Genomic DNA, 20,698 nt, shown 5'->3' with positions numbered 1-20,698 from the left:
CTCTCAAATTTAATGGACCATACATCACTTTTATTAATTTGAGTCCTATTTTGATGTCTAAAACGGAAAATTTGGTTGAAGTAAAGAACTTAACCTTCAAAAGAGGGGAGAGGGTGATTTATGACAATCTCAATTTGCAAGTGCAAAAAGGCAAAGTAACTGCCATTATGGGTCCGTCTGGAATAGGTAAAACCACCTTATTACGCTTAATTGGCGGGCAAATTTTACCTGAATCAGGCGAAATATTGTTTGATGGCAGAGATATTTGTAAAGCCAACAACAAAGAACTTTACGAAATTCGTCAGCGGATGGGAATGTTGTTCCAATCTGGTGCTTTATTTACTGATCTTTCTACATTTGACAATGTGGCTTTCCCGATTCGAGAGCATACACGCTTACCTGAAGAGCTCATTAGAAAATTAGTATTGTTGAAACTTGAAGCGGTTGGGCTTCGAGGAGCTGCAAATTTAATGCCTTCTGAATTATCCGGTGGTATGGCACGTCGTGCGGCACTTGCTCGTGCTATTGCACTGGATCCTGATCTGATTATGTATGATGAGCCTTTCACCGGGCAGGATCCGATTAGTATGGGGGTGATTGTGGAATTGATCAAAGAGCTAAATCAAGCATTAAATCTCACCTCTATTGTAGTCTCTCACGATGTGAAAGAAGTGTTAAGTATTGCTGATTATGCCTATATTGTGGCGGATAAACGTATTATCGCAGAAGGTACACCGGAAATGTTGTTAGAAAGCAACGATCCGCAGGTAGTGCAATTCTTAGCAGGTAAAGCGGATGGTCCTGTACGTTTCCACTATCCGGCAAAAGAGTATACGGAGGAGCTGTTTAATGGTTAATTTTATTAGCTCTATTGGGGCTTTTGTGATTAATTTTATCCGTACCTTAGGGCGTTCAGCCTTTATGTTATGGGGAGCATTAATCGGTAAGCCTGAATTTAGAAAACATACGCCGTTGCTGATTAAGCAACTTTATGTACTCGGTGTGCAATCTCTCTTAATTATTATGCTTTCGGGCTTATTTATCGGTATGGTATTAGGCTTACAAGGCTATGTGGTGTTAGTGGATTTTGCTGCGGAAAGCAGTCTAGGCACATTGGTTTCTCTCTCATTATTAAGAGAACTCGGACCTGTAGTTACCGCATTATTATTCGCAGGGCGAGCCGGTTCGGCACTAACGGCAGAAATTGGTTTAATGAAAGCCACAGAACAACTTTCCAGCCTTGAAATGATGGCGGTTGATCCACTTAGACGTATTATTGCACCTCGCTTTTGGGCTGGAGTGATTTCAATGCCTATTCTGGCAGTGATTTTTACCGCAATCGGCATTTGGGGTGGCTCGCTTGTCGGGGTAGATTGGAAAGGTGTTGATGGCGGCAGTTTCTGGTCAGTAATGCAAAACTCGGTTAATGCCAGCGATTTAATCAATGGCTTTATTAAGAGTGTAATTTTCGCTTTTGCCGTAGTTTGGATTGCATTATTTAATGGCTATGATTGTGTGCCAACTTCAGAAGGTATTAGCCAATCGACCACAAAAACAGTGGTAAATGCTTCACTTGTAATTTTGGGATTAGATTTTATTTTAACTGCGATTATGTTCGGCGGTTGATTTTAGGAAAAGGAACAGACAATGCGTCAATCAATTAAATATGAATTCTGGGTAGGATTATTTGTGCTACTTGGCTTAGGGGCTTTAGTCTTTTTAGGATTGAGAGTAGCAAACGTACAAGGCTTCTCTAGTGAGAAAACTTACACTCTTTACGCAACTTTTGACAATATTGGTGGACTAAAGGTTCGTGCACCAATTAAAGTTGGGGGAGTGGTAGTAGGTCGTGTGGCTGATATTTCACTAGATCAAAAAAACTATACTCCGAAAGTGGCTTTAGCTGTGAATCAAAATTTTAATCAGATTCCGGATACCAGCTCACTTTCAATTAAAACCTCTGGCTTATTAGGTGAACAATATGTTGCGTTAAATGTCGGCTTTATGATTGAAGGCGAAACTGCAATAATGAAAGAAGGCGATACTTTTGTAGATACTAACTCTGCAATGGTATTAGAAGATTTAATCGGTCAGTTCTTATATGGTGATAAAAAGTCAAATAAAACTGAAGATGAAAAAGCGAATGATTCTGTGGAACCAAAGGCAGAGTAATTCAAATAATAAGAACCTCTAAGTGATTAGAGATTTTGGAGAGTATCAATAATGTTAAAAAACATTAAAAAAATTATCGTAACAGGTTTAGTAGCAGTGTCTGCATTATTTTCAACCACAGCATTTGCAGAAACCAGCCCTTATGTATTAATGCAACAAACAGCAGATAAGTTATTTGGCAATATCAAAGCAAATCAAAGCAAAATCAAGGCAAATCCTGAATATTTACGTACTATCGTGCGTAACGATTTAATGCCGCACGTTCACGTAAAATATGCAGGTCAGTTAGTATTAGGCAAAAATTTAGCCTCTGCAACCGATGCACAAAAAGAAGCTTTCTTTACTGCATTTGGTCAATTTGTTGAGCAATCTTATGCACAAGTTTTAACGCAATACCAAGACCAACAAGTACAAATTGAAAGTCCGAAATCAGTGGATGGTAAATCAATTGTGAGCATTCGTGTAAATGTATCTGGTAAAGGTGCGGCACAGCCAATTAAATTAGACTTTAAATGGCGTAAAAACAGTAAAAGCGGTGAATGGCAAGCCTACGATATGGCTGCTGAAGGTGTGAGTATGGTTGCAACCAAACAAAATGAATGGGCTGGTGTAATTCGCCAAAAGGGAATTGATGCCTTAACTGCACAAGTAGCTCAATCAGCAAAACAACCAATCACCTTAAAATAAGGTGTTTAGTTATGCCTCAAAAAACATTACAATGGGACATTCAGCAAAACAATGAAAGTCTATTTGTGAAACTATCGGGCGAATTAACTCGTAACACGTTGCTTCCACTATGGAAGCAACGTGCTTCTTTTTTATCTCCAAAAGGCAATCAAAAGTTATATTGGGACTTAAAAGAGATCACTCGTGTGGATTCTGCCGGCTTTACGCTACTTGCTGAATTATTAAATCATTATCATAAAGTAATACCAAATTCTCTGATCAATACGCCAGATTCTGTGAAAACATTAGCAGAACTCTATGATTTAGATGGTTGGTTTGAGCAATTTATTATTTAAAGAATTAGGACTTAGAATGACTCCATCACAAATTGAAGAAATTTTAAAACAAAGCTTAACCGATGTAGCCGAAGTTCACGCACAAGGCGAAAATGCCCACTTTGGTGTAATTGTAGTGAGTGATAGTATTGCCGCACTTTCAAAAGTAAAACAACAACAAGCGGTTTATGCCCCCTTAGCAGATTATTTCACAACAAATGAAATTCACGCATTAACCATTAAAGTATTCAGTACAGAAAAATGGAAAACTGAACGTTTGCTAAATATGGTTGGTTAATAATCATAGGGGCAAATTGCAATTTGCCCCTACAAATTCGAATAAATTGCTATTCTTAATTTTAGGACTAATCCCAAATGGAAAAATTTCGTGTGTATGGTCCATTCTCTTTGAGTGGAACAGTAGATATTTCTGGTGCAAAAAATGCAGCCTTGCCTATTTTGTTTGCCTCTATTTTGGCAGAAAAACCGGTTACATTAAAAAATGTACCTGATTTAAAAGATGTTGATACTACCTTTAAAATTTTACGTCAATTAGGCGTAATTGTTGAGAAAGGCACTGAAAAAGGCGTTGTACATATTGATGCAAGCAACATCAATAATTATATCGCACCATACGAATTAGTTAAGACAATGAGAGCTTCTATTTGGGCGTTAGCACCTCTAGTTGCACGTTTCCAAGTCGGTCAGGTCTCATTACCGGGTGGTTGTACTATTGGTGCTAGACCGGTAGATATGCACATTTCAGGTTTAGAGAAAATGGGTGCACAAATTGAATTAGACGAAGGCTATGTAAAGGCGACCTCACAAGGGCGTTTAAGCGGTGCAAGAGTCTATATGGATAAAGTGAGCGTAGGGGCGACTTTATCGGTGATGATGGCAGGAACGCTTGCAAAAGGCACAACTGTGATTGAAAATGCTGCCCGTGAACCTGAAATTGTGGATACTGCTGATTTCTTAAATGCAATGGGTGCGAAAATTTCCGGTGCAGGGACTGATATGATCACTATTGAAGGTGTCGAACATTTAGGTGGTTGTGAACATAGCGTGGTACCGGATCGTATTGAAACGGGTACATTCCTTGTTGCTGCTGCAATTTCAGGTGGCCGCATTACTTGTCGTAATACCAAAGCTGACACGCTTGATGCAGTAATTGAAAAATTGCGTGAAGCAGGAATGCAAGTTGATGTTACAGAAGATACAATTACATTAGATTCGCTTGGTCGTCGCCCGAAAGCGGTAAATATCCGCACAATGCCTCACCCTGGCTTCCCAACGGATATGCAAGCTCAATTTACCTTGCTAAATGCAGTCGCAGATGGCACAAGCCGTATTACTGAAACGATTTTTGAAAACCGCTTTATGCATATTCCGGAATTAATCCGTATGGGAGCTAAAGCAGAAATTGAAGGTAACACTGCTATTTGCTATGGTGTAGATCGTTTAAAATCAGCAGAAGTTATGGCAACTGATCTTCGTGCTTCAATTAGCTTAGTATTAGCCGGCTGTATTGCAAGCGGTGAAACTATTGTTGATCGAATTTACCATATCGATCGTGGCTATGAACACATTGAGGAAAAACTACGTGGCATTGGTGCGAGAATCGAACGTTTCTCTGCACCATTTGAAGGCGAGTAATTGCAAAATTTTCTACAAAAAGAACCGCTTGTTAGTGAAGCTATCAAGCGGTTTCTATTATCCTTTCAACCTAAATCTCCCCCTGCTATAACGGGTTTTCATTAAGGCTAAAATCTGCTCTTTCTCATTACTCACGCTTTGTTGGCTCTGTTTTGCTACAACTAAAGAATGTTGAATAGAGTGAGCGTGAGTAATCGCAATAGCTAAAGCATCAGCGGCATCTGCTTGTGGTTTAGCTGAGAGTTGTAGCATTCGGGTTACCATATCTTGTACCTGAATTTTATCCGCAGAACCAATACCAGTAACCGTTTGTTTTACTAATCTCGCAGCATATTCAAATACCGGTAAATCGTGATTGACCGCAGCCACAATTGCTGTACCTCGTGCTTGCCCTAGTTTTAATGCAGAATCCGGGTTTTTTGCCATAAAGACTTGTTCAATAGCAAACATATCGGGCTGGAATTGAGTAATAATTTCGCTCACGCCAGCGTAAATGCGTTTAAGCCGAGTAGGTAAATCTTCCACTGTTGTGCGAATTGCACCACTTCCAAGATATTCTAAATGCCGCCCGTTTTGGCGGATGACCCCATAACCAGTTACCCGAGAGCCAGGGTCAATTCCTAAAATAATAGCCATTTCTGTTATAAATAAAATAAGCGAGAAGGTATATCTTCTCGCTTATAGTTTAATTAATCAATGCTTATTTATTTAATTTTTTCGTTAATTTTTTATCTACATCGCAAAGTTTCGCTAAGATATCGTCAGAATCTTTACCTTTTTTCGTCAGCATACCGGTAGTTTCTTTGGTTGCATTGGCAAGAGAGAAGTTGCTATCTACGTTCCAAATGTATTCATCAGAAACGAATGAGGTAAAATCTTTGTTTTCAGCATTACGTGTTAAAGTTGGGATTTTTTGCGATTTTCTGCCCTCTTTTAATACTAAGTTTACCGCTTTTGCTTCATCACCTTGGAAAGCATAAGTCGCGGTTACTCTTTTACCACTTAAACAACGGTAAACGATTGATTTTGAGCTGTCAGTCGCTTTTTCCACTTTAACAGCTGCCGCTCCGCGAGCTGCATTGCCTGCAATTTCATTTACTTGTTGAGCTGCTTGGTCAGCTACTTTTGCTACAGGATCTACAGTTGGTTGAGGAGCCGGTTGGTTATTTGCATTAGAACAAGCGGCTAATACTAAAGTTGCGGCTAGAGCGGGAACGAATTTGACTAATTTCATAGTTTTCTCCTTAAGTAATTTTCATAGAATTTAGAAGCAATCGCCTCTATTCATTTAGAGAGGTGCTATGTGAAAAAAGTTCATAAAAAAATGAGGATAACTCAAATTATCCCCATTTTTACGCTTTTTAATAGGCTGTTTAATTAAAGCAACGCCGCTACTTCATCACTGATTTCGCCGTTGTGATAAACGTTTTGTACATCATCACAATCTTCAAGGCGATTAATTAAATCAAGTAATTTTGGTGCAGTTTCTGCATCAAGTTCAACGGTGGTTGATGGAATCATTGTGACTTCTGCACTTTCAATTTTAAAGCCTGCTGCCTCAATGCCATCACGTACATCACCTAAATCTTCCCAAGCGGTATAGATTTCAAATGAGCCGTCTTCTTGTACTTGGATATCATCTGCACCGGCTTCAATCGCGGCTTCGGTTAAAGCATCTTCATCGCCAGACGCAATTAAAATTAAGCCTTTTTTACTGAATAAATAGCCTACAGAACCTTCTGTACCTAAGTTGCCGCCACATTTGGTAAAGCTTGGGCGAACTTGTGAAATAGTACGGTTTGCGTTATCGCTTAAACATTCTACCATTACGGCTGTGCCACCCGGACCGTAGCCTTCGTAGATTTTAGTCTCCATATTGGTGTCATCGCCACCACCCACACCACGCTCAATCGCTCGGTTGATAGTATCACGGGTCATATTACTGGATAATGCTTTATCGACTGCTGAACGCAAACGAGGGTTTGCACTTACATCGCCGCCACCGAGTTTTGCTGCGGTTACTAACTCACGAATTAATTTGGTGAAAATTTTACCGCGTTGAGCATCTTGAGCTGCCTTGCGGTGTTTAATATTTGCCCACTTACTATGACCTGCCATTTTGTTGTCCTTATTTTAATGTTGTTAAATATTGTTTTATCGCCTGTGCGTTGTTCGGGGATTTTGTCATTTTGACCGCATCCTCAACTGAAACCCAGCAATAGGCTAGATGTTCGCTTAAAATCGGTTCTTGTTCGCTTTCAAGCGGCAGCAAAAACCAATGTTCGACACAATGTGTGATATTAGGTGCGTATTTATACCGAAAATGCGGGAAAATTTCAAATTCTATCTGCTTTTTACAATCAACAAGCGGTTGTTTTTCGGCAGAAATTTGCAAACCGGTTTCTTCAATCACTTCACGGTATGCTGCCTCAATCGGTTGTTCGCCAACGTTAATCGAGCCTGTTACCGACTGCCAAAAATCAGGATCGTCTTTGCGTTGTAGCATTAGCACCCGATTTGTGTTTTTAGCATAAATTATCACGAGAACACTATTAGGGTTTTTGTAGTTCATCAATTTATTACCACCAAAATTGCTGCAATGACCACCAAAATCAGCCCGATAAAGTCTTGAATTTTAAGGCGTTCTTTAAATATAAAATAGGAAATACCTAAGATAAAGAAGATCTCTACCTGCCCGAGGGTTTTCACAAAGGCAACGTGGTTAAGGCTCATTGCATTAAACCAGCCGAACGAGCCGAGAAATGAAAACAGGCTGGTGAGAATCCCTAATTTCGGGAAACGGAAAAATTTTCGTAGCGTGTCGGGTTGGAAAATGGTGAGATAAGCCACCAGTAACACAGCCTCAAAGCTGATCACCGAAAACAGTACCCAAGCGGCTGAAATCAAAAAATGGCTGTTTAGTTGCAAGCTTGCCTCTCGCACCCAAAGTGATGTGAGGGCAAAGCATAAACCGCTGGCGATACCGAGGAAAAGTGTTTTCCACGAAAGTTGGCGTAAGTTACCACTGCCGGTCATTAAGAAAATCGCCACGCCCCCTAAAACCACACCTAGCCAGCCGAGTGTGCTGATCGTTACACCAAAAAATAGTACACCAAGCAACGCGGCCCACACTGCCTCACTTTTGGCTAAGCCCACCCCAATCGCATAATTTTTGAGATGAAAAAGTTGCACCATTAATGAGGTCGCCCAAATTTGAGCCAAGCCTGCACCCACCACATACACAAAAAAGAGCGGTGGAAAATTCGGTAAAGTCAGTGATTCATCGTGCCAATACAAAAACGCCAAATAACCGCTTGCCAAAGGCACGGCATAGAAAAAACGGGCAAGAGTTACCCCCAGCACCGGCACATCTCGGCTAAGCTGTTTTTGAAAAGCATTGCGACCGGCTTGAGCCACCGCAGCAAGTAGAGTAAACCAAATCCACATAGTGATCCCTCACAACAAAAGATAACAAATCTTACTCTTTTATTAACAGTTTGCAAGCGGTCTAAAAATCACTAAAATTTGCAAAAAATTAAAATGATAGGAAGACAATGTTTCCACAGATTTTCATCGGCACTGGTGGCTATGCCGACACCGACTTAATCGGTACACTTTATCCTTTCGGCACGAAAAAAGAGGATTTTCTGGCGGTTTACAGCCAGCATTACGACACGCTCGAAATCAATAGCACCTTCCACGCTCCCATTGGGCAGAAAGCTTTTGAGGGAATGGTACAGAAAGCGGAAGGGCGGCTGAATTTTTCGGTGAAATTACACCAAGATTTCAGCCACCAACGCACCGCAACTTTAGAGCAGGCTCAAGCCTTTTTGAATGCGTTGCAACCGCTTATGGAGCAAAATGTGCTGGCGAATTTGTTTATTCAGTTCCCAACTCAATTTGAACGCACGTCGCCCAATCGCCGTTATTTGGGCGAATTGATAAAATGGTTTGAAAATCAACCGCTTGCGATTGAGTTTCGCCATCCAAGTTGGCATATTTCGCCTGTGTTTGACACCTTTGCGAACAGCCCAAATCTGATTTGGTGCAATGTGGATTATCCGCAGAATATCGGTTTGCCAGCGTTTCATTTTTTCGCCAACCAACGCACCGCTTATTTACGACTGCATGGTCGCAATCCTGATTGGTGGAAAGGGCAAAGTGCGGCAGAACGCCACGATTATCGTTATTCGGACGAAGAGTTGAACGGTTTGGCAGATTTGCTGTTTCATCGAAAAGCAGAGTTCGACAAACTCTATCTCTACTTTGAAAACACCACCAAAAGTCACGCATTTTATAATATCCAAACGCTCAAAGGATTTTTGGCGGAGAAAGGATTTCAGATAAAACCTGTGCCGGAGCATTTGTTAGGACAGCAGAGTTTGTTTTAACCCAAAAAGAAAAAAGAGCAGCGGAGCTGCTCAATTATGCGTAACCCGGCACGGCTCGTGCTGGGAACTAAAAGACGATTTGCAAATTATTCCGCTTTTTCAACCGCTTGTTAAAACAAAAGGGCGCCCCTACAAGGTTATTTTTGTAATTCGAGAGAATTTTTTAGCTTTTCTTGGAAAAATGCTTTTACATCTGAGCGTGAAAAAACATAGAAAAATAATATAGATAGCCCAAGTATTAAACTAAATTGAATAACACTTGCTAATTCGAACTCAAGGAATATCAATAGTAAGCTATTAATGAGTTTGGGAATTAGCCAAACCCATATTACTATCTTACTCCAATATGCTCCTTTGAGTGCCCCAATGGAAGCAATAATTAGCATTACAGGATAAATAATAGGATTTAAGAAACGATACAAATTTATCGAGAGGTCATCTCCCTCTTTGAATATTTGTGCTACTTTAATCACAGAGTATCCTTGAAAAATAATTATACCGAAGGAGATAATTATTAGCCCATATATAATAATAGAAAGAGAAATTGGTCTTTTCATCATAAATTTAATAAAAGAAAGGTAGGCTAGACTTGCTCTAAACCTACCTATTTTATTACTCCTGTGTAATCGTTCTAATCGCCAACTCATCCAACGCTTTCGGATTTGCAAAGCTAGGAGCTTCGGTCATCAAACAGGCGGCTGCTGTGGTTTTTGGGAAGGCGATAACATCACGGATATTATCGGTGCCGGTAATCAGCATTGTTAAACGGTCTAAACCGAATGCCAAGCCAGCGTGTGGCGGTGTACCGAATTTTAATGCATCTAATAAGAAACCGAATTTCTCTTGTTGTTCGTCTTCGTTAATGCCTAAAATGCTGAACACGGTTTGTTGCATTTGTGGGTTGAAAATACGCACAGAGCCGCCGCCGACTTCGTAGCCGTTAATCACCATATCGTAAGCGTTTGCCACCGCATTTTCCGGATCTTTCACTAATTCTTCCGGCGATAAATCTTTCGGTGAAGTGAACGGGTGGTGCATTGCTGAAAGATTGCCTTCATCATCACGCTCGAACATTGGGAAATCAACAACCCAAAGTGGTTTCCACGCTGTGGTGTCAGTTAAGCCTAAATCGTTACCCACTTTTAAGCGTAACGCACCAATCGCATTGGTTGCAACGTGCCAGTTATCCGCACCAAAGAAAATAATGTCATCATTTTGAACATTTAAGCGGGCAAATAGGGCTTTTAGCACATCTTCATTTAAGAATTTTGCCACTGGGCTTTGAATGCCTTCTAAGCCTGCGTTTACATCATTCACTTTTGCCCAAGCTAAACCTTTCGCACCGTAAATACCAACGAATTGGGTGTATTCGTCAATGTTTTTGCGGGTTAAGGCTGCACCGTTTGGCACACGCAATGCGACCACTCGCCCTTTCGGATCGTTTGCCGGACCGCTGAAAACTTTGAAATCCACCTCTTTTAGAATATCGGCAACATCGACCATTTCAAGTGGGTTACGCAAATCCGGCTTGTCTGAGCCGAAACGTTGCATCGCTTCCTGCCACGTCATCATCGGGAATTTGCCTAAATCCACGCCTAGAGTCGCTTTCCATAAGCCGTGAATCATCTCTTCCATCAATGCACGCACTTCTTCTGCTGTGAGGAATGAGGTTTCCACATCGATTTGGGTAAATTCAGGTTGGCGGTCTGCACGCAAATCTTCATCACGGAAACATTTTACGATTTGATAATAACGGTCAAAGCCCGACATCATTAAAAGCTGTTTGAAGAGCTGTGGTGATTGCGGCAGAGCATAGAATTTGCCTTTATGCACACGGCTTGGCACTAAGTAATCTCTCGCACCTTCAGGAGTAGCTTTGGTTAGCATTGGGGTTTCGATATCTAAGAAACCGTGCTCGTCCATAAAGCGACGAACAAAGCTGGTAATTTTGGCACGAGTTTTCAGTTTTTCTGCCATTTCCGGACGGCGTAAATCTAAGTAGCGATATTTTAAACGCTGTTCTTCCGAGTTATTTTGGTTGAAGTCGAGCGGCATTACTTCAGCGTTGTTATACACCACTAAATTTTTCACTAACACTTCAATTTCGCCAGTCGCCATCTCTTTATTGATTTGCGATTCATCACGAGCAATCACTTCACCTTGAATTTGCACGCAAGCTTCTGAACGCAGAGCAGAGGCTTGTTTGAAAAGTGCTTCGTCTTTTTCATCAAAAAACACCTGCACAATACCTTCGCGATCACGAATTTGCATAAAAATAAAACGACCAAGATTACGAACACGATGAACCCAGCCGCTTAAGGTAACAACTTGTCCAACGTGCGAGCGGTTTAGCTGACCGCAGTAGTGAGAACGCATCATATAAATTATCCTTTTGAATTTTGAAAATGATTGCCCGAATATCGGGGAAAGCTTGAAGATTATAGCGGAAATTGGCTTGAAAGGGAGAAATAAAAACAAACAAGCGGTGATTTTTACTCAATTTTTTGCAAAATGTTAGTTAAAAACGACCGCTTGTTATGGTTAGATGTGATATTAGTATTTTAATACTTCGCTTTCATTTGGTACATAAACGCGTTTTTCAAAATCCGTCCCTTTGATGAATGCTTTCATATCTGATTTACTCGTTGTTGCGTGATTAACGCTATCCATATGTACTGTAATAATTGATGAGTTTGGCATTATTTTTGCCATTTTTGCTACGTCAGCCGTTCCCATAATGATACTATCAGAAGAATTACCTAATTCTGCGTGCCCGGTATTCATCACAATAACCTCAGGTTTATATTGATTTAATGCCATTTCTACCTGTTCATTCCAAATGGTATCGCCTACAATATAAAGGGTTTTCTCATTTTTAGATTTGAATACTACGCCCATTGCATTACCTAATAATTCAGCTAAAGCAGGGTTGGAATACATAGCATCTGTGCCGTGCTGACCCCCTGTTTTAGATAATTTTACTTGTTTAAATTCCGTATTTTTACCGACTACTCGCACATCTTTAAATCCTTGAGCACGAATAATCTTAGCATCATTTGCATCCTGTACAAAAATCGGTAAATTTTTATCAATTAATTTTTGTGCAACTTCGTCCCAGTGATCATCGTGAGTATGCGTTACAATAACCGCATCTATACCTTTTAGAATATTTTCTACAGGTTCAGCCAGATCAATCATAGGATTACGTTGTTCACTATTTTTAGTGCCGGCAAAACCGGCATATTTGCCTTTTTCAGCTAAGTAAGGATCAACTAAAAAAGTTGCATCACCATAAGTTATTTTTGCCGTAGCATTACGAATATGTTGATAGCTGATTTCAGCATTTGCTGTACTGATAAGCATTGAGCTTAATGTGAGAGAAGCAAGAGTAGCTTTTAATTTCATAATATTTCCTTTATGTGAGATTTCATTAAAAATGACTGCTTGTTGATGAGGGTTATTATCGGCAAAAATAGCAGTAAGAAATATTGACTTTTAGAGCAGTAATCGAAAGAATTGGGTCAATTTCATTTGTTAGGAAAAAATAATGAATTTGCCTAAAGTCGCTTTTGTGCTTTACCCAAATTTCAATCCTATCGTTCTCGTGCCTCCGCAAATGATTTTTATGGCGGAGATAGATGGATTGCCACTTTTTGAATGCAAAACGGTTTCAGAAGAACAACTGCAAGCGGTCGGAAATGGTGGGAAAATTACAATTTCTGCCGATGAGGATTTAAATTACTTAGATGAAGCAGATCTCATTGTTATTGCAGGGTGGGCAGATCTTAATACACCACCTAGCTCACTATTTAGCGAGGCTTTACAACGAAACTATCAGCGTGGTGCAACAATTATAGGTCTGTGTTATGGCACTTATGCGTTAGCTTATAGTGGTTTACTAAACGGCAAGATGGCGGCAACACATTGGCTTGCTGAAGCTGATTTCAGTCAGCGTTTTCCGCAGATAAAACTAGATTTAAATGCTCTTTATGTTGAACAAGATAGGTTAATTACTTCTGCTGGAGCAATGGCTGGTTTAGATTGTTGCTTAGCTATTGTACGGAAATTTCACGGTGTGAAAGTAAGTAATCGTTTAGCAAGAATGTTAGTTTCTGCTCCTCATAGAGATGGGGGGCAGGCACAGTTTATTGAACAGCCGATTGCAACACGAACCAATAACCAAACTATCAATCAATTATTGGATTTTCTAAGAGAAAATTTAAATAATGCACATACTATTGATGAACTTGCTGAACGTTTAGCAATGAGTCGTAGTACCTTTACTCGCCATTTTCGTAAAGCGACAGGTATGGCAGTAGGCGAATGGTTAATAGAAACTCGTTTGCAACGGGGAAGAGAATTATTGGAGAGCAGTGATTTGAGTATAGAGCAAATTGCAGCAGAAATAGGCTTTCAAACGGCTACTTCTTTCCGCCAACATTTTAAAACTAAACATTTTGTTAGCCCAAGTCAATGGAGGCGGAATTTCGGTAGTTTAACCCTCTAACCCAATAAAAATCGCCAATAATAACGGGGCGGCTAAATTGACGATAAAGCCGAAACTAATGGCAAGTGGCACAATTTGAATACCGCCCGATTTTTGAATGATTGGGAGCATACAGTCAAGAGAGGTTGCTCCGCCAATGCCGACTGCGGTTGAGGGGAATTGTCGCATAAAGAGCGGCACTAAAAACAGGCATAAAATTTCACGAGAAATATCATTAAAAAAAGCAATACTGCCGTAAATCGGACCCCAAGCATCGTTCACCAGCACACTTGAAAGGGAATACCAACCGAAAGCAGAAGCAAAGGTTAAGCCTTTAGCAAGTGAAATATTGAGTAAAAATGAGGCAATTATGCCACCAATTAGCGAGCTTACAATCATCACAATTGAAGTGTAAATGCCCCGTTTGTTAAAGAATACTTCTCGCAATGGAATACCGCTATTGCGAAGCTGAATACCCACCCCGAAAATCATCACTTCTAAAACATAAGTGCTTGCGTGTAAAGGGAAATCTACAGAGCCTTTAGTGTAATAGCCAATAATGCCGCCTAGTAAGGTTACGCCGATTAATTTAAAGGAATCAATGAGTAAATGCAGACGAGAAGGGAGTTCGTCTCGGCTGATTTGCTCTCTTTTCATTGGTTGTAATCTGTCGTAAATCACTAAACCTGCAATGTTTGAGAGAAGCAAAATAGCAACTAAACTAAACGCCATTCCACCGATTTGTGGCAACTCGGTTAAGATGTTGTCGATTTGTCCGAGCGAAATCCCCATTACCAACAAAATCAGATAAAGGCAGATGTTCACGACTTTATTGACAATCGCCATATAGCGGTGGTTTTTAACGGTGATTAGATAACCAAGAAAAAGGGGAATTAGCACAATGGCTAAACCGTAGAGCATTTTTTATCCTTTTTTAATATTGATTTAATCTTGAAATTTTAACAATAAGGGCATAAAATAAAACTGTTTTTATATACAGTTATTTTATTGTAAGCGGTGTGATTGTTGGGGAATTTTGCAAATGTCGAATCAAAGCAAAAGTCAGCGGAAAATTATCCATATTGATATGGATTGCTTTTATGCTGCGGTGGAAATGCGAGAAGATCCGTCTTTGGTCGGCAAACCGGTGGCGGTGGGCGGCAGTGCAAATCAACGTGGTGTGCTGACAACTTGCAATTACGAAGCCCGAAAATTTGGCTTGCACAGTGCGATGGCGACCGCAACCGCCTTGAAAAAATGCCCGAATTTAATTTTATTGCCGGTGAATATGCCATTGTATAAAGCGGTTTCCGCTCAAATTCACCAAATTTTTCACCGCTATACCGATATTATCGAAGCCCTTTCCCTTGATGAAGCCTATTTAGATGTGAGTGATTGCGAGCTTTATTCAGGTTCTGCCACTTGGATTGCAGAGGCTATCCGTAATGATATTTTCAATGAACTGAAATTAACCGCCTCTGCCGGCGTTGCTCCACTGAAATTTTTAGCCAAAATTGCCTCCGATCAAAACAAACCTAACGGGCAGTTTGTGATTACCCCTGATGAAGTGCAAAATTTTGTGAAAAATCTACCGCTTGCAAAAATCCCCGGCGTAGGCAAAGTAACTAATGAAAAATTAAAGCAGCTTGGTTTTGAAACCTGTGGCGATATTCAGCAAGCAGAAAAAGCGATAATTTACCGTGAATTTGGTAAATTTGGACAAAGATTGTGGGATTTTAGCCACGGCATAGACGAAAGAATAGTAGAGCCTTATCGCCCAAGAAAGTCATTAGCGGTAGAAAATACGTTACTTGATGATATTTGGACGTTTGAGCAAGCCAAATCAGTGATTGCAGAGCTATTTGATAAATTAGCATTTAGAATTCAGCGGAACTGGTCAGATGTGCCGTTAGCTGAATTTAAAAAATTAGGCATAAAATTGAAGTTTGATGACTTTACCCAAACTACGCTTGAGCGAACTACCGAAGGCTTTGCCTACCAGCGATTTGAGGAATTATTAGCACAAATTTTTGTACGTAGAAATAAGCGAAAAATCCGCTTAATCGGCTTAAATGTGCATTTTCCCGAGAAAAAAGTAAATAAGCAGTTAAATTTATGGGAATAATTGTGAACAAACTCTTGAATTTGCTGACAAAAGCATTATCTTAATTAGGCAACATTGCATCTATTATTTTTGGAGATTTACAACATTATGGCAAAACGTGTCATTTTATTCTTATTAACCAACTTAGCGATTACCTTTGTTTTAGGGATTGTTTTAAATATTATTTTTAATGTAACCGGTATTCAAGGGCAAAGCGTTGGTGGGATTTTAATTCTTTCTTTAGTATTTGGTTTCAGTGGTTCTTTAATTTCTCTGTTTTTATCTAAATCAATGGCGTTACGCTCAGTTGGGGCAGAAGTAATTAAACAACCTCGTAATGAAGCGGAACAATGGTTATTCAACACTGTTCAACGCCAAGCACAGCAAGCAAATATCCCGATGCCGGATATTGCCATTTACCACTCAGCAGATGTAAACGCATTTGCAACAGGGGCAACAAAGAGTAATTCGTTAGTTGCGGTAAGTACAGGTTTACTTAACTCAATGACCCAAGATGAAGCGGAAGCGGTAGTCGCACACGAAGTGGCACACATTGCTAACGGCGATATGGTAACAATGACACTTTTACAAGGTGTATTAAATACCTTTGTGATTTTCTTAGCTCGTATTATTTCAACTGCTGCGGCAAGTTCTCGTGATGAAAACGGTAACTCAAGCACTAACACGTTAGTGTTTTGGGTGGTAGATATTGTGTTGCAGATGGTATTTGGTGTATTAGCAACAATGATTGCAATGTGGTTCTCCCGCCATCGTGAATTCCGTGCAGATGCAGGTTCGGCTCAGTTAGTAGGTAAAGAGAAAATGATTGCAGCTTTACAACGTTTGCAGCGTATTCACGAGCCACAAGAGTTGCACGGTTCTCTTGCTGCGTTTATGATTAACGGTGCACGTGGTAAAGAATTATTTATGAGCCACCCACCGTTAGAAAAACGTATCGAAGCGTTAAGAGGCTTATAATATACATATTATTTAGGGGGCGAATGAAAAATAATATTCGCCCTTTTTATAATTAAGTTTCGGTACGTTTATTAAATTATAGTTTTGTTGAAATACTCAAATACTGGTTATTAATAAAGATATTATAGTGCTCATTAAATGTGATAGAGATCACATTCTCAACATAAGATAAATGGGAAATTCTTTTTCTCATATTTTTTATTTACCCATCGTTTTATAGTCAAACTTCCATATTAATTCAGGAGGTTATGATGATGCTCTCAATTATTGCTCTTCTTATCGTGATTGCTACGGGATATTTCATTATTAAGAAATATAATACGCAAGCCATTCTTTTATTTGCAGGATTATTGATGATTACTATCGGTATTCTGGGAAATAATACTCCCTTTTTACCAAAAGGAACTCAATCTTCTGGAACAGAAATTATTGACCTATTCTTAGTAATTAAAGCGATTAGTGCTAAGTCTGTTGCAGAAATAGGGCTAATTATTATGGCAACTGGTGGTTTTGCTAAATATATGGGACATATTGGAGCTGCTAATGCATTAGTAAAAATTGCGATAAAACCTTTGTCCTATATTCGTAACCCTTATTTATTATTAGGGCTAACTTATATTATAGGACAAATTTTAAATGTATTTATTCCTAGTGCAGTTGGGCTAGCAATGCTTTTATTGATTGCCCTTTATCCTGTTTTAGTTTCTATTGGCTGCACTCCTGCATCTGTTGCAGCAGTTTTAGCGACAACAGCTTGTCTAGATCTAGGCCCAGCATCAGGAGCATCTAATAAAGCTGCTGAAATTATTGGTATCGATGCCGCTAGTTATTTTATAGAGCACCAACTTATAGTAGGAATCATAACGGCAATTGTAATTGCTATTTTACATATCGTAACACAAAAGTTCTTTGATAAAAGAGATGCACAAAAAGGCGGAGAATCTAAACTGGAGGTTAAAAATGATGAACAAAAAACGGTACCTCTTTACTTTGCTATTTTACCTATTTTACCTCTAGCTCTTTTACTAACATTCAGTAAGTTTTTGGTAACTTCAATAAAAATTGATGTTGTTACTGCAATGTTTCTTTCTCTTGCTGTAGCGATGTTATTTGATTTTATCTATACAAAAGATGGTAAAAAAGTGGCAGCATCACTCAAAGTTTATTTACAGGGAATGGGTGATATATTTGCTAGTGTTGTCTCTTTAATTATTGCAGCACAGGTTTTTGTAGTTGGACTAGAAACTATAGGTTTTATTGATGGCTTGATGCATTTATCTGATCATTTAGGTTTAAGTTCTTCAATGATGATTATTTTATTAGTTTCTATTATTGGATTAGTCACTTTATTATCTGGTTCAGGTAATGCTGCATTCTTTAGTTTGGGCGGATTAGCACCAACAGCTGCAGCTAATTTAGGAATATCAACGGCAACATTAGCAATGCCAATGCAATTATCAGCAGGCATCTTTCGCTCTTTTTCTCCTGTATCTGGTGTTGTGCTAGCTTGTGCAGGTGTTGCTAATATCTCACCAATTGAATTGGTTAAGCGTACATCAATTCCAATGGTAGGTGGTTTAATTGCTACAATCGTTACTTCTATTATTGTTGGTTAAGGAGTTTTTATGAATATGAATTCATCTGTTTCTGTTTTTGATGCTTCTCTTTATTCTCCATTATTTACCCAACAAGAAATGAAAAAAATTTGGTCAGAAAATTACCAGATTGAATGTTGGCTCAAATTTGAAAAAGCAATTGCTAAGGTGCAGGCGGAATTGGGTATTATTCCTCTTGATGCAGTTATATCAATAGAAACTGCTTGTGATAGTCTGGAAATAGATTGGCAGCGTTTAATAAAAGAAACACAAGTTATAGGAATGCCAATTAAACCTATCATTGATCAAGTTGCAGATAATGGGGATGATTTGGTAAAAAAATATTTGCACTGGGGCTGCACTACACAAGATTTATTAGATAGTAGCTTATCAATGCGATTAAAAGAAAGTTTGACTCTTATCAGAAAACAGTTAATTGCTTTAGGTAATCAATTAAGTAATTCTATAGTTGAGCATCAAAATACTGTGATGGTTGCCAGAACAAATGCTATTGATGCTTCTGCAACTACTTGGGGGTTGCAAATGAGTTCTTATTTGAATGAAATTTGCAGACATCTTAGTCGCCTTGAACAAATTTATCCACGAGCAATTGTAGGAATGTATGGAGGAGCAGTAGGGAATCTAGCATCTGTGGGCTCACAGGGAATGGATGTAAGAGATAAACTTTGTGCTGAGCTTGGGCTAACAGTACCGCAAGGATTGAATAATGCTAGCCAAGATCAAAATGTTGAAGTCATTCAATTCTTTGCCCTTATTCACGGTACTTTATGCCGTATAGCAAATGATATTGAATTGATGTGTCGCACACCAATTTTTGAAGCTATGGAAGGAAAAAAAGGTGGTGGTTCAAGCACAATGCCACATAAAACAAATCCTCGTGATTGTAATATGTTACAAACACTTTCACGAATGGGATGGATGTATGCATCTGGGGCCCCAAATATGTTAGATCAGCAAGATGTACGTTCTGCTTCAATGCGTATGTTAAGTTGGAATTTGATGCCAGAAGCTTGCTTAGCAGTTTCAACTGCATTATTCAGAGCTAAAGAATTATTTGAGCATTTAGTTATCAATGTAAATAGGATGCGAGAAAATTTTAATGCGTCATACTACTTTATTATGTCGGAATCTGTAATGATGGCTTTAGCTGAAAAAATAGGTCGCCAGTCTGCTTATAAATTAATGCAGCAAGTATTAAGAGGGGATAATGATAAAAAATCAATGATTGATATACTTTTAAGTAATAAATTAATTACAGATGTTTTGAGTGATTCTGAAATTTTGGAATCCTGTAATCCTTCAAACTATTTAGGCTGTAATGATAGTTTAATTCAAGAGACTCTTTCTAGTTTCTCTCGTATTAAAAGTAATCTTTAGAGCCTAAGTAAATTTTATAAAATAGTGAGGAAAAATAATGACAAAATTGAATTCTTTAGTGCTAGAAGAGTATAATCGGTTAGCTGATAAATTAGTAAGATTAACTGACGCTGAATTAAGATTAACGCATTATTTTAAATCGCATTTTAGTGAGATTATCTATTGTGGGATTACTGATGTTGCTGTAAATGCTAATGTGAGTAAAGCAACTATTGGGCGTTATTTAAATAAATTAGGATTTACTGGTTATTCAGAATTTAAAAAAAGCATTGAGCTAGGACTTGAACCTAATAAATTGCGTCCTCCAATTACTATTTATAATCAAAAAGAAAAAAATAATTTTTTTAGTACCACGAGCTTGGCAACTAAATTTAGCTATAATATTCAAAATTTACTAGATAAATTTATAGGGCAATTAAATTTAAAAGATTTAGATGCTTTAATTAATTTATTGCTTGATAAAGAAAAAAGGATTTTTGTTATTGGTCCATCTTCTTCATTTGCAATGGCAAAACATTTTTCTACATTAATAAAATATTTTCGTGATAATATTTCTTTGCTTTCTCTGGACACAAGTGAGTTACCTAAAGAAATGCTACATTTAAATAAGAATGATATTTTAGTTATTTTCTCTTATTATCGTTTTAATAATGTTGCTATCGAGATAGGAAAATGGTTCAAAAATAAAGATGCAAGTGTTGTTCTAATTACTAATTCGGCTTCGAATCCATATGGAAAGTTCACAGACATTCAATTTATATTACCAAGTGATGCTAATGCAATATTTCAAAGCCGTATTATTGGATTTTATTTCATTGAATTAGTTTTACATTTATGCTACGAAAAATCAGAAGAAGAAGGAAATTTTGAAGAACTTGAAGAGCTATTCCAATATTTCCATACATTTTCTAGTTAAT

At 38.7% G+C, this 20,698-nt stretch carries 23 protein-coding genes; 14 read left to right on the top strand and 9 right to left on the bottom strand.

Going from position 1 to position 20,698, the window contains the following annotated elements; genetic code table 11:
- Positions 1-53: 53 nt before the first annotated feature.
- From mlaF to murA, 7 genes are all read left to right on the top strand, one after another.
- The gene (gene mlaF / locus V6W77_RS07730) at positions 54-857 is read left to right on the top strand and encodes a phospholipid ABC transporter ATP-binding protein MlaF (RefSeq protein ID WP_025235444.1); all 804 of its coding nucleotides are present in this window, start codon (positions 54-56) and stop codon (positions 855-857) included.
- Complete coding sequence (gene mlaE / locus V6W77_RS07725) at positions 850-1,626, top strand: lipid asymmetry maintenance ABC transporter permease subunit MlaE (protein ID WP_025235445.1); 777 nt, start codon at positions 850-852, stop codon at positions 1,624-1,626. Before mlaF ends, mlaE begins: the two co-directional genes overlap by 8 nt.
- 21 nt (positions 1,627-1,647) lie before the next feature.
- Positions 1,648-2,172, top strand: coding sequence for an outer membrane lipid asymmetry maintenance protein MlaD (gene mlaD, locus V6W77_RS07720; protein WP_334232001.1), 525 nt, complete (start codon positions 1,648-1,650; stop codon positions 2,170-2,172).
- A 51-nt stretch (positions 2,173-2,223) separates the two neighbouring features.
- On the top strand, positions 2,224-2,859 hold the full coding sequence (gene mlaC / locus V6W77_RS07715) for a phospholipid-binding protein MlaC (protein ID WP_025235447.1): 636 nt from the start codon (positions 2,224-2,226) through the stop codon (positions 2,857-2,859).
- An 11-nt stretch (positions 2,860-2,870) separates the two neighbouring features.
- Positions 2,871-3,194, top strand: a complete 324-nt coding sequence (locus tag V6W77_RS07710) for an STAS domain-containing protein (RefSeq protein WP_025235448.1) — start codon at positions 2,871-2,873, stop codon at positions 3,192-3,194.
- Between the two features lie 16 nt (positions 3,195-3,210).
- On the top strand, positions 3,211-3,471 hold the full coding sequence (locus V6W77_RS07705) for a BolA family protein (protein WP_025235449.1): 261 nt from the start codon (positions 3,211-3,213) through the stop codon (positions 3,469-3,471).
- 77 nt (positions 3,472-3,548) lie between these two features.
- On the top strand, positions 3,549-4,829 hold the full coding sequence (gene murA, locus V6W77_RS07700) for a UDP-N-acetylglucosamine 1-carboxyvinyltransferase (protein ID WP_334254287.1): 1,281 nt from the start codon (positions 3,549-3,551) through the stop codon (positions 4,827-4,829).
- A 57-nt stretch (positions 4,830-4,886) separates the two neighbouring features.
- On the opposite strand, the gene ruvC is transcribed toward murA, so the two are convergent.
- From ruvC to V6W77_RS07675, 5 genes are all read right to left on the bottom strand, one after another.
- A complete protein-coding gene (gene ruvC / locus V6W77_RS07695) occupies positions 4,887-5,465 on the bottom strand; it encodes a crossover junction endodeoxyribonuclease RuvC (protein ID WP_025235454.1) in 579 nt (192 codons plus the stop codon).
- A gap of 64 nt (positions 5,466-5,529) precedes the next feature.
- Entirely contained in the window at positions 5,530-6,063 is a 534-nt protein-coding gene (locus V6W77_RS07690; protein ID WP_334254286.1) for an ACP-like domain-containing protein, read from the bottom strand.
- Positions 6,064-6,206: 143 nt separating this feature from the next.
- Complete coding sequence (locus V6W77_RS07685; protein ID WP_165888204.1) at positions 6,207-6,947, bottom strand: YebC/PmpR family DNA-binding transcriptional regulator; 741 nt, start codon at positions 6,945-6,947, stop codon at positions 6,207-6,209.
- 10 nt (positions 6,948-6,957) lie between these two features.
- Positions 6,958-7,401 carry a dihydroneopterin triphosphate diphosphatase gene (nudB, locus tag V6W77_RS07680; protein ID WP_334254285.1) on the bottom strand — a complete coding sequence of 148 codons (444 nt, stop codon included), beginning with the start codon at positions 7,399-7,401 and terminating at the stop codon, positions 6,958-6,960.
- Positions 7,401-8,276: a DMT family transporter gene (locus V6W77_RS07675; RefSeq protein WP_334254284.1), complete on the bottom strand. Its 876-nt coding sequence runs from the start codon at positions 8,274-8,276 to the stop codon at positions 7,401-7,403. The genes nudB and V6W77_RS07675 overlap by 1 nt, the downstream gene beginning before the upstream one ends.
- 107 nt (positions 8,277-8,383) lie before the next feature.
- Here V6W77_RS07675 and V6W77_RS07670 point away from each other — a divergent pair, with 107 nt between their 5' ends.
- A complete protein-coding gene (locus tag V6W77_RS07670) occupies positions 8,384-9,220 on the top strand; it encodes a DUF72 domain-containing protein (protein WP_334254283.1) in 837 nt (278 codons plus the stop codon).
- A 137-nt stretch (positions 9,221-9,357) separates the two neighbouring features.
- Here V6W77_RS07670 and V6W77_RS07665 read toward each other — a convergent pair whose 3' ends face one another.
- The 3 genes from V6W77_RS07665 to V6W77_RS07655 form a co-directional block, all read right to left on the bottom strand.
- Positions 9,358-9,693 carry a hypothetical protein gene (locus tag V6W77_RS07665; protein WP_334254282.1) on the bottom strand — a complete coding sequence of 112 codons (336 nt, stop codon included), beginning with the start codon at positions 9,691-9,693 and terminating at the stop codon, positions 9,358-9,360.
- Between the two features lie 139 nt (positions 9,694-9,832).
- Positions 9,833-11,599, bottom strand: a complete 1,767-nt coding sequence (gene aspS, locus V6W77_RS07660) for an aspartate--tRNA ligase (protein WP_334254281.1) — start codon at positions 11,597-11,599, stop codon at positions 9,833-9,835.
- Positions 11,600-11,773: 174 nt separating this feature from the next.
- Complete coding sequence (locus tag V6W77_RS07655; RefSeq protein WP_334254280.1) at positions 11,774-12,625, bottom strand: MBL fold metallo-hydrolase; 852 nt, start codon at positions 12,623-12,625, stop codon at positions 11,774-11,776.
- Positions 12,626-12,767: 142 nt separating this feature from the next.
- Between V6W77_RS07655 and V6W77_RS07650 the strand changes: the two genes are divergently transcribed.
- Positions 12,768-13,727, top strand: a complete 960-nt coding sequence (locus V6W77_RS07650) for a GlxA family transcriptional regulator (protein WP_283386986.1) — start codon at positions 12,768-12,770, stop codon at positions 13,725-13,727.
- Here V6W77_RS07650 and V6W77_RS07645 read toward each other — a convergent pair.
- Positions 13,716-14,627 carry a LysO family transporter gene (locus tag V6W77_RS07645; RefSeq protein ID WP_334254279.1) on the bottom strand — a complete coding sequence of 304 codons (912 nt, stop codon included), beginning with the start codon at positions 14,625-14,627 and terminating at the stop codon, positions 13,716-13,718. The genes V6W77_RS07650 and V6W77_RS07645 overlap by 12 nt on opposite strands.
- A 121-nt stretch (positions 14,628-14,748) precedes the next feature.
- Here V6W77_RS07645 and dinB point away from each other — a divergent pair, with 121 nt between their 5' ends.
- From dinB to V6W77_RS07620, 5 genes are all read left to right on the top strand, one after another.
- The gene (gene dinB / locus V6W77_RS07640) at positions 14,749-15,831 is read left to right on the top strand and encodes a DNA polymerase IV (protein WP_334254278.1); all 1,083 of its coding nucleotides are present in this window, start codon (positions 14,749-14,751) and stop codon (positions 15,829-15,831) included.
- 87 nt (positions 15,832-15,918) lie between these two features.
- On the top strand, positions 15,919-16,788 hold the full coding sequence (htpX, locus tag V6W77_RS07635) for a protease HtpX (protein ID WP_025235465.1): 870 nt from the start codon (positions 15,919-15,921) through the stop codon (positions 16,786-16,788).
- 248 nt (positions 16,789-17,036) lie between these two features.
- On the top strand, positions 17,037-18,404 hold the full coding sequence (gene dcuC, locus V6W77_RS07630; protein ID WP_273747814.1) for a C4-dicarboxylate transporter DcuC: 1,368 nt from the start codon (positions 17,037-17,039) through the stop codon (positions 18,402-18,404).
- 9 nt (positions 18,405-18,413) lie between these two features.
- A complete protein-coding gene (locus tag V6W77_RS07625) occupies positions 18,414-19,781 on the top strand; it encodes a class-II fumarase/aspartase family protein (protein ID WP_273747815.1) in 1,368 nt (455 codons plus the stop codon).
- Between the two features lie 37 nt (positions 19,782-19,818).
- Positions 19,819-20,697 carry a MurR/RpiR family transcriptional regulator gene (locus V6W77_RS07620; RefSeq protein ID WP_334254277.1) on the top strand — a complete coding sequence of 293 codons (879 nt, stop codon included), beginning with the start codon at positions 19,819-19,821 and terminating at the stop codon, positions 20,695-20,697.
- The last annotated feature ends 1 nt before the right edge of the window (position 20,698 follow it).

The sequence above is a fragment of the Mannheimia indoligenes genome, from assembly GCF_036880405.1.
In the GTDB taxonomy this organism is placed as follows: domain Bacteria; phylum Pseudomonadota; class Gammaproteobacteria; order Enterobacterales; family Pasteurellaceae; genus Mannheimia; species Mannheimia indoligenes.
This window is presented reverse-complemented; position numbering and strand designations above follow the sequence as displayed.